The sequence below is a fragment of the Trichococcus sp. genome (assembly GCF_049589555.1).
Classification (GTDB): domain Bacteria; phylum Bacillota; class Bacilli; order Lactobacillales; family Aerococcaceae; genus Trichococcus.
Map to the genome: position 1 here is coordinate 1 of NZ_JBAWAZ010000355.1, position 8,866 is coordinate 8,866.

The following is an 8,866-nucleotide window of genomic DNA, read 5'->3' on the forward strand; positions in this document are numbered from 1 at the left end:
TATCTGTTCCGCTTGCATACCCACGAAGAAATTGACGCCCACTTCACAACCTTAAGCGAGAATTTCAACATCGTAGCCTTTGCTTTAGAGAACGAAGAAAAAAAGTATATCGTCGTTTTCAATGGGAACCGAAGCGATACGATCTTCCGGATCGAGAAGGGGAAGTATGCCATCCTTGTTGAAGACAACCAAGTCTTTCTTGAAAGAAAAGCTGAAGCGATCATGATGGAAAAAATTCTGGTCAACGCCTATACAACAACCGTGTTATACGCAGAAAACCAGAAGAATAACGATTTTTAAATAGAGTTGCGTAATTTTTTTTGTGAAAACGATTGAATATCTCTTTATCATGCAAATATATCAATATTAATATATTAATTCAATGTTTATTAATAAACAAATGTTCGACGTTGGTTTTTGCCAGTTTGACAACATTTGGTTTCGCTTTCATCGACATTTCAATGTTCTGACATGCTGTGTGAGATTCTCAATATATATCTAATATCGATATATAAACTCAAAAAAAGTGAAAATATGAGTATGTTAATCTAATTTTAATCAATTTATTAAATTCCCAAACTTGATTTTAATATCAGTCAGAACTATAATTAACCTTACTATAGAAATTATAGAAACAGAGGGAATGGGGGAAAAGAAATATGGGCAACAAGAAACTATCATCTTTAGTGTTATTATCTTTAAGCTCCGCACTTGTATTAGCTGCATGCGGCGGAGAGGGAAGCACGGCCGATTCATCAGGGTCTGCAGGTGCAACAGACAGCGATCAGGTGTTAAATCTGGTTGAAAGCGCTGAAATCCCTACAATGGATTCTGTACAAGCTACAGATACAGTTGCGTTTACTGCTTTAAGCAACGTAAACGAAGGTCTGTATCGCCAAGGTTTGGATGGAACGGTTGAATTAGGGATCGCAGCAGAAGATCCTACAGTCAGCGAAGATGGCTTGGTCTACACTTTCACTATCCGTGATGAAGCGAACTGGTCAAATGGCGAGCCTGTAACGGCAGAAGATTTTGTTTATTCTTGGCGTAAACTGGTTGACCCTGCAGAGGCTGCTTCATATTCTTACATGATGGCAGGTGTTATCGCCAACGCAACCGAAATTATTGATGGTGCAGTTGCGCCTGAAGAATTGGGCGTCAAAGCGATCGACGAAAAAACGCTGGAAATCACTTTGACTTCTCCAGTGCCATACTTCAAAGATCTTCTGACATTGGCTATGTTCTTCCCTCAAAATCAAGCATTTGTTGAAGAACAAGGCGACCAATACGCATTAAGCAGCGATGCTTTATTGTACAACGGACCATTCGTGTTAGCTAACTGGGATGCAGCGAGCTTATCATGGACGTACGAACCAAATGCAGAGTACTGGGATAAAGATGCTGTGAAATTGCAAGCAATCAACGTAGAAGTCATCAAAGAGACTTCCACTGCCTTGAATCTGTATGATACAGATGCAATCGACCGCATGATCTTGACTGGTGAGTACGTAGCACAAAGAGCCGGCGATCCTGAAGTGCACACAATGCCGACTTCTTCTGTATTCTACTTGAAGTTCAACCAACAAAGAGAAGGCACACCATTACAAAATGCCAACATCCGTAAAGCTTTAGCTATGGCTTTCGACAAACAAGCGTATGCTGATGTTGTATTGCAGAACGGTTCCATCCCTGCAAACGGATTGGTTCCTGAAAAACTTGCTTTGGATCCTTCAACTGGCGAAGACTACCGTAAACAAAATGGCGATCTTCTGACATACAATGCTGAAGAAGCTAAAACATACTTCGAAAAAGGCTTGGCTGAGTTGGGTGTTGAATCCATCACTTTGGAATTGTTGAGCGATGACACAGAAAATGCGAAACGTTCTTCTGAATTCCTGCAAAGCCAATTACAGACAAACCTTCCTGGATTGACTGTTACCTTGCGTAATGTACCTTTCAAAGTCCGTCTTGAAGCTGATACTTCCGGCGAATACGATATCGAATTAGCTGGATGGGGAGCTGACTATGCTGACCCGATCAACTTCCTGGAATTGTTCCAAACAGAAAACGGCAACAACAAATCCGGTTACTCCAACGCTGAATACGATGCTTTGATCGATGAAGCACGCACAAACGTGACTGACCTTGATGCAAGATGGGCTAGCCTGCTTGCTGCTGAAAAGATCTTGATGGAAGATGCGGGTATCGCTCCTCTGTATCAACGTTCTTATGCAGTTCTACAAAAACCGTATGTCACAGATTTGGGTGAGCACTTAGTCGGTGCTGACTACTCATACAAATGGGCTTCAAATTCTGGCACTCAGAACGTGGATTAATTAAGGCAATAAAAAATCCATCTGGCATACATTCATGCCAGATGGATGTTTTATTTATAAAATATAATCCCAGAGACAGATGATGCTGATCCCCAACAACAACAGACCGATAGTCAGGACATTTTGATAACTTTTCCCGACGGAAGATGAAAGAGCATGCGGATTCAATGGTTCCTTGAAGCCATCCTCCTTTGGTTCTCTTCTTAGCGTTTTTCTGACGCTGAAGTGAAAGAAGTCGAAACTCCCGGAAGCCAGTACGAGTCCGGACAAACCGATGATCAATAAAAGACCAGCTATCATAAACAGGATGTTGGATGTTTCGGTCCAACTTAAGGATCCAAATTTAATCAGTTGATAAACCAGTGCACATATGAAAATGAATAATGAAACAAGCACGTTTTTTTTTGTGAGATTCACTTATTTTGGCTCCTTTTTGTTTTCTCAATTTTAAATGTACAAAAAAAAGAAAGAAAACTCAATTAAAATATGATTTGATTTTGTGTTCATTTTCTTTTTTGTATATTTAAATATGATATACTATCAGGTGCTATTTACAAAATAACTAAATAATGGAGGATGACAAACGATGAAAAGTTATGCAAAGTACATCGGCAAGCGTATTTTATATATGGCAATTACGTTGTTTTTGATTGCATCGATAACTTTTTTTCTGATGAAAGCTTTGCCGGGTACACCATACAGTAACCAAGACAAGTTATCTGAGGAACAAATTTTTATCATGAATGAAAAGTATGGACTAAATAAACCGATTATGGTCCAATACGCAGTCTACATTTTTGGACTATTGCGTGGGGATATGGGTGTTTCATTCCAGTTCAACAATACTCCGGTTACGGATTTGCTGAGCAGCAGAATAGGACCTTCCATGCAATTAGGGCTTCAAGCAGTTATCATAGGAACGATCCTCGGTATTGTGCTGGGCGTAATCGCAGCGATGAGACAGGGGACTTGGGTGGATACAGTTGCCACTTTGACAGCCATCGTCGGCCGCTCGATTCCTAACTTTGTTTTTGCGGTTATTCTTCAATTGGTATTCGGCGTATGGCTGAAGGTGTTGCCGATTGCCTTGTGGAATGATGGGTTCCGTTCTTCGATTCTGCCTACGATCGCGTTAAGTATTTCCCCGTTGGCCGATTCGGCTCGGTTCATGCGAACCGAAATGGTCGACGTATTGGGCAGCGACTATGTCGAACTCGCTAGAGCGAAAGGTCTGAGCCGTTGGGAAGTCGCGTTCAAACACGGCATCCGTAATGCACTGATTCCTCTAGTCACCATCATCGGCCCGATGACAGTCGGTTTGATGACAGGTTCGATGGTTGTTGAAAATATTTTTGCCATCCCTGGTATCGGCGAACAATTCGTAAAATCCATCCTGACGAATGATTATCCTACAATCATGGGCGTCACGATGATGTATTCGACTATGTTGGTCATCGTCATTTTGTTGGTTGACATCCTTTATGGAATCATCGACCCTCGTATCAGAGTCGCTACAGAAGGAGGGGAATAAGCATGAGTGAAAATGAATTACGCAATACAACAGCGATGCCGACAGTCACGAAAGACCTTTTCGAATCAGCATCCGAGTCAAGCATGCAGGATAAAGAAAAAATCTCAGCGCCTTCCCTGAGCTTCATGGCAGATTCTTGGCGCCGTCTGAAGAAAAATAAAGTGGCCATGGTCAGTTTGGTCATCTTGATCATCATCACTATGTCCAGTCTGTTGGCTCCTGTCATCGCACCGCATGACCCGAATGCGCAAACTGTCCAGTATGCAAATATGCCGCCGAAAATTCCCGGCATCGACATCAACGGTTTGAACGGAACAGTGAAGCAGAATGGCGTAGTTATCGATAAGTACGAAGCATCAAACGTTCCAGAGGATGTTTACTACTATCTCGGTACGGACAGCCTGGGACGCGATTTATTGTCGCGAATCCTTTATGGTACCCGCGTTTCCTTATTCATTGCTTTTATGGCAGCATTATTCAACCTGACACTCGGCGTTGTCTACGGTCTGACATCCGGCTGGTTGGGCGGAAAAGTCGACAATATCATGCAACGTATCCTGGAAATCCTTTCCGGTGTGCCAAACTTGGTAGTCGTTATCCTGATGTTGCTTGTTCTGAAACCCGGCATCAGTTCCATCATCATTGCTTTGGCGTTGACTGAATGGCTTTCGATGGCGCGTGTCGTCAGAGCGCAAACCCTGAAATTGAAAAATCAGGAATACATCCTGGCTGCCCGCACGTTGGGTCAATCACCGATGAAAATTGCCTTCGGACACATTCTGCCTAACTTGGCCGGTGTCATCATCATTCAAGTTATGTTTTCCATTCCATCGGCAATCTTCTTCGAAGCATTCCTGAGCTTTATCGGTATCGGTATACCTGCTCCGAATGCATCGCTTGGTACATTGATCAACGATGGTTATAAGACATTCCGTTTCTTGCCGCATCTGATGTGGTATCCAGCCGGAATCATGAGCGTCATCATGATTTGCTTCAACTTATTGGCTGATGGACTTCGTGACGCGTTCGATCCAAAAATGAGAGATTAGGAGGTAACCAGATGGAAAATATATTGGAAGTAAAAGACCTACAAATTACTTTTGATACCTATGCAGGTAAAGTAAAAGCTATCCGTGGCGTCAGTTTTGACCTGAAGCCAGGTGAAACATTAGCCATCGTTGGTGAATCCGGCTCTGGTAAATCAGTGACTAGCCGCAGCATCATGCGTCTATTGGCAAACAACGCCAACATTGAACACGGTGAAATCTTGTTCAAGGGCGAAGATTTAGTGCACAAAACCGAAAAACAAATGCAGAAGATCCGTGGTTCGGAAATCGCAATGATTTTCCAAGATCCGATGACTTCTTTGAACCCGACTCAAAAAATCGGCAAGCAAATCGCTGAACCGATCATCAAACACCAAAACATCAGCAAGGATGAAGCCTACAAAAAAGCTGAAGAATTATTGCAGCTTGTTGGTATACCGAACCCTGCCAAAAGAATGAAACAGTACCCGCACCAATTCTCGGGCGGTCAGCGCCAACGTATCGTCATCGCGATCGCATTGGGCTGCAACCCGGATATTCTGATTGCGGATGAACCGACAACCGCTCTTGACGTTACGATCCAAGCGCAAATCCTGGAGTTGATGAAGGATCTGCAACAGAAAATCAAGACATCGATCATTTTCATCACCCATGATTTGGGTGTAGTGGCGAACGTCGCAGACCGAGTAGCCGTCATGTATGCCGGCAAAATCGTCGAAGTAGGGACTGTCGATGAAATTTTCTACAACCCGCAACACCCTTATACATGGGGACTGTTAAGCTCGATGCCTACATTGGACACTGCAGGATCGCTTTATGCGATCCCAGGAACACCCCCGGATTTATTGGATCCTCCGACTGGTGATGCTTTTGCGCCCAGGAGCGAATATGCGATGAAGATCGACACCTTGTACGATCCGCCGTTCTTTAAGGTATCTGATACCCATTCGGCTGCTACTTGGTTATTGCATCCCGACGCACCGTCCGTGAATCCTCCAGAGGGCATCATGAACCGACGTGCGACTTTTTCAGACATGAAACTCGCTCCTTCCGATGAATTGAAAGTGATGGACACTGCAGATAAGGAACCGGCTGTTTTGCCTCATGGTAAAGGCCCGGACATCGATTCAAAACTCACTGAGAAAGGAGGACTGCTGTAATGTATGACACAACAGGACAGAAAAAAATTCTGGAAGTAAAAAACTTGAAACAGTATTTCAACGTCGGCACAAAGAATGAAGTCCGCGCCGTTGATGATGTTTCCTTTGACATATATGAAGGCGAAACACTTGGCTTGGTGGGCGAATCCGGTTGCGGAAAAACGACTACAGGTCGCGCTATCATCCGCTTGTACAACCCGACTTCCGGCGAAATCTTTTTTGATGGCACTGAAATCCATACGCTGCATGACAGAAAAGAGCAACTGGCTTTCCGTAAGGATATGCAGATGATTTTCCAGGATCCGTATGCATCCTTGAATCCACGTATGAAAGTACGCGACATCATTGCCGAAGGATTGAAGATCCATGGACTTGCGACTACCGAGAAAGAAGTCGATGAGCGAGTTGCCGAATTGTTGGATCTGGTCGGATTGAATAAAGACCATTCTTCCCGTTATCCGCACGAGTTCTCCGGCGGTCAAAGACAGCGTATCGGAATCGCCAGAGCCTTAGCAGTAAATCCAAAACTGATCATTGCTGATGAGCCTATTTCCGCATTGGACGTATCCATTCAGGCGCAAGTGGTCAACCTGCTGATGGAATTGCAGAAAAAACAAAAACTGACTTTCTTGTTCATCGCGCATGATCTGTCGATGGTCAAGTACATCAGCAACCGCATCGGCGTTATGTACTTCGGCAAATTGGTCGAATTAGCGCCCGCAGACGACGTTTACAACAAACCTTTACATCCTTATACGGAAAGCCTATTATCGGCCATACCGCTGCCGGATCCGGTTTATGAGCGCAACCGCACCCGCTTCACTTATGTTCCCCGTGAAGAGAATGGTGAGCCGGAAGCAATGAGAGAAATCGTTCCAGGGCACTTTGTTTATTGCCGCGAGTCCGATGTTCCCGTATTGAAAGCAAAATACGAAAATTACTGATAAAAAAAGTCCGGAACTTGTTCCGGGCTTTTTTGCCATAGAAAACTAATGAAATGAAGAAATGATGAAATTTATATGATAATAATTCCCATTATTTATGGAATATCCCGATTATTTGTAGTATAATATTAAAATACGAATAGAAAAAGGGGAGAGTTACATGAGGAGATTGAAAAGTTCTTTCATTTTAGCTACAACAGCTGTCATTTTGGCTGCTTGCGGAGGAGACGGCGCAACGGACGATAGCGCAGCAAATACAGCAAGTGAGGGCGCAGGCGGACAAGTTGTCAATTATACGGCACCTACAGAATTGGCGACATTGGATACAACGCTGATGACGGACATCAACAGTTCGAACTACATCAGCCACGCGATCGAAGGTTTATTGAAAATCAATGCAGACGGAAAGCCCGTTCCCGCAATCGCTGCTGAAGCCGGAACGGTTTCTGAGGACGGCTTGACCTATACCTATAAACTCCGCGATGATGCTGTCTGGTCAAACGGAGAGCCTGTGACAGCGAACGATTTCGTATTCGCTTGGCAAAGATTGGTGGATCCGGAAGCGGGCGCATCCTACGCTTACTTGGCTGAGACCATCAAGAATGCCAATGAGATCATGGCCGGAGAAATGGACCCTGAAGAATTGGGCGTAACGGCAGTAAGCGACACTGAAATCACAATTGAGTTGACGCAGCCGACACCTTACTTTGAATCATTATTGGCATTCAGCGCATTCTTCCCGCAAAACGAGGAATTTGTGACTGAAAAAGGCGATAAGTACGGAACAAGCAGCGAAAACGTTTTGGCTAACGGACCTTTCACTATCGAAAACTGGGACGGCACTGGCCTGACATGGGATCTTGTGAAGAACGAAGATTACTATGCAGCTGACGAAGTGCAGCTGGAAGAAGTCAACGTCCAAGTAATCAAAGAAACAAGCACTGTCGTGAATCTGTTCCAACAAGGATCAGTCGACAACGCGCAGGTTACCGGCGAATTGGTTAAACAATTGGCGACTGATCCTAACGTAGTCGTTCAGAAAAAAGCCCGCACGGCGTATATCGAATTCAACCACGACAACGTCTACCTGCAAAATGCGAAGCTGAGAGCAGCCATCGGACTTGTCATCAATCGTGATGAATTGGTTGATAGCGTAATCGGCGACGGTTCGACAGCAATCGGCGGTTTCCTGCCGGCTGATTTTGTCAGCAACCCGACGACCGGAGAAGACTTTGCCGCTGAAGCCGGCTCTTATCTGGAATATGATGTGGAACGAGCGCAAACACTTTGGGCGGAAGCTAAAGCTGAATTAGGCGTTGAAGAAATCACTTTCTCCTTGGTTGGGGACGACGATGAAAAAAACAAAAAAATCAGCCAATACATCCAAGGCCAAATCCAAAACAATTTGGAAGGCATCTCTGTAGAATTGCGCAATGTACCGAAGAAAAACCGTTTGGAATTGGCGAATCAAGATGAATTCGACTTGTTGCAGACAGGTTGGGGAGCGGATTTCGCCGACGCGATCAACTACATGGACTTGTTGTACAGCACATCTGCTTATAACGAAGGACAATATGCGAATGCGGAATTTGATGCTTTGATCGATTCTTCAAAAACTACTAACGCAAACAATCCTGAAGCACGCTGGGCTGACCTGATGGCTGCCCACAAGCTGATCATGGAAGATGCGGCTATCATCCCGCTTTACCAAGAAGCAGAAACACAACTCAGAAACCCTAACCTGAAGGGCATCATCTTCAATTCAGTGGGCAATGAATTTGACCTGAGCAGAGCGTATATCGAAGAATAAGAATGTTTAGAACCCAAAGAAGGGCCGACTCGGTTGAGT

8 protein-coding genes are annotated in these 8,866 nt (G+C 44.3%); 7 read left to right on the forward strand and 1 reads right to left on the reverse strand.

Annotated features, from left to right (window positions below; all coding sequences use genetic code 11):
• On the forward strand, positions 1-300 hold a 300-nt coding region (locus tag WBV27_RS12200), incomplete at its 5' end, for a hypothetical protein (RefSeq protein WP_424202405.1).
• A gap of 359 nt (positions 301-659) precedes the next feature.
• Positions 660-2,336, forward strand: coding sequence for a peptide ABC transporter substrate-binding protein (locus WBV27_RS12205; protein WP_424202406.1), 1,677 nt, complete (start codon positions 660-662; stop codon positions 2,334-2,336).
• 54 nt (positions 2,337-2,390) lie between these two features.
• Here WBV27_RS12205 and WBV27_RS12210 read toward each other — a convergent pair whose 3' ends face one another.
• A complete protein-coding gene (locus tag WBV27_RS12210) occupies positions 2,391-2,753 on the reverse strand; it encodes a DUF3899 domain-containing protein (RefSeq protein WP_424202407.1) in 363 nt (120 codons plus the stop codon).
• Positions 2,754-2,922: 169 nt separating this feature from the next.
• Here WBV27_RS12210 and opp3b point away from each other — a divergent pair, with 169 nt between their 5' ends.
• The 5 genes from opp3b (at position 2,923) to WBV27_RS12235 (ending at position 8,827) form a co-directional block, all read left to right on the forward strand.
• The gene (gene opp3b, locus WBV27_RS12215; RefSeq protein ID WP_086627987.1) at positions 2,923-3,867 is read left to right on the forward strand and encodes an oligopeptide ABC transporter permease; all 945 of its coding nucleotides are present in this window, start codon (positions 2,923-2,925) and stop codon (positions 3,865-3,867) included.
• A gap of 2 nt (positions 3,868-3,869) precedes the next feature.
• Entirely contained in the window at positions 3,870-4,916 is a 1,047-nt protein-coding gene (gene opp3C, locus WBV27_RS12220) for an oligopeptide ABC transporter permease (protein WP_424202408.1), read from the forward strand.
• An 11-nt stretch (positions 4,917-4,927) separates the two neighbouring features.
• On the forward strand, positions 4,928-6,073 hold the full coding sequence (locus WBV27_RS12225) for an ABC transporter ATP-binding protein (protein ID WP_424202409.1): 1,146 nt from the start codon (positions 4,928-4,930) through the stop codon (positions 6,071-6,073).
• Positions 6,073-7,017 carry an ABC transporter ATP-binding protein gene (locus WBV27_RS12230; protein WP_424202410.1) on the forward strand — a complete coding sequence of 315 codons (945 nt, stop codon included), beginning with the start codon at positions 6,073-6,075 and terminating at the stop codon, positions 7,015-7,017. Before WBV27_RS12225 ends, WBV27_RS12230 begins: the two co-directional genes overlap by 1 nt.
• A 160-nt stretch (positions 7,018-7,177) precedes the next feature.
• The gene (locus tag WBV27_RS12235) at positions 7,178-8,827 is read left to right on the forward strand and encodes a peptide ABC transporter substrate-binding protein (RefSeq protein ID WP_424202411.1); all 1,650 of its coding nucleotides are present in this window, start codon (positions 7,178-7,180) and stop codon (positions 8,825-8,827) included.
• The last annotated feature ends 39 nt before the right edge of the window (positions 8,828-8,866 follow it).

Excerpts from the sequence above, each read along its gene's own strand:
- WBV27_RS12225 (WP_424202409.1), top strand. The coding sequence starts at position 4,928 with ATGGAAAATATATTGGAAGTAAAAGACCTACAAATTACTTTTGATACC.
- WBV27_RS12230 (WP_424202410.1), top strand. The coding sequence starts at position 6,073 with ATGTATGACACAACAGGACAGAAAAAAATTCTGGAAGTAAAAAACTTG.
- opp3C (WP_424202408.1), top strand. The coding sequence starts at position 3,870 with ATGAGTGAAAATGAATTACGCAATACAACAGCGATGCCGACAGTCACG.
- WBV27_RS12235 (WP_424202411.1), top strand. The coding sequence starts at position 7,178 with ATGAGGAGATTGAAAAGTTCTTTCATTTTAGCTACAACAGCTGTCATT.
- WBV27_RS12205 (WP_424202406.1), top strand. The coding sequence starts at position 660 with ATGGGCAACAAGAAACTATCATCTTTAGTGTTATTATCTTTAAGCTCC.
- opp3b (WP_086627987.1), top strand. The coding sequence starts at position 2,923 with ATGAAAAGTTATGCAAAGTACATCGGCAAGCGTATTTTATATATGGCA.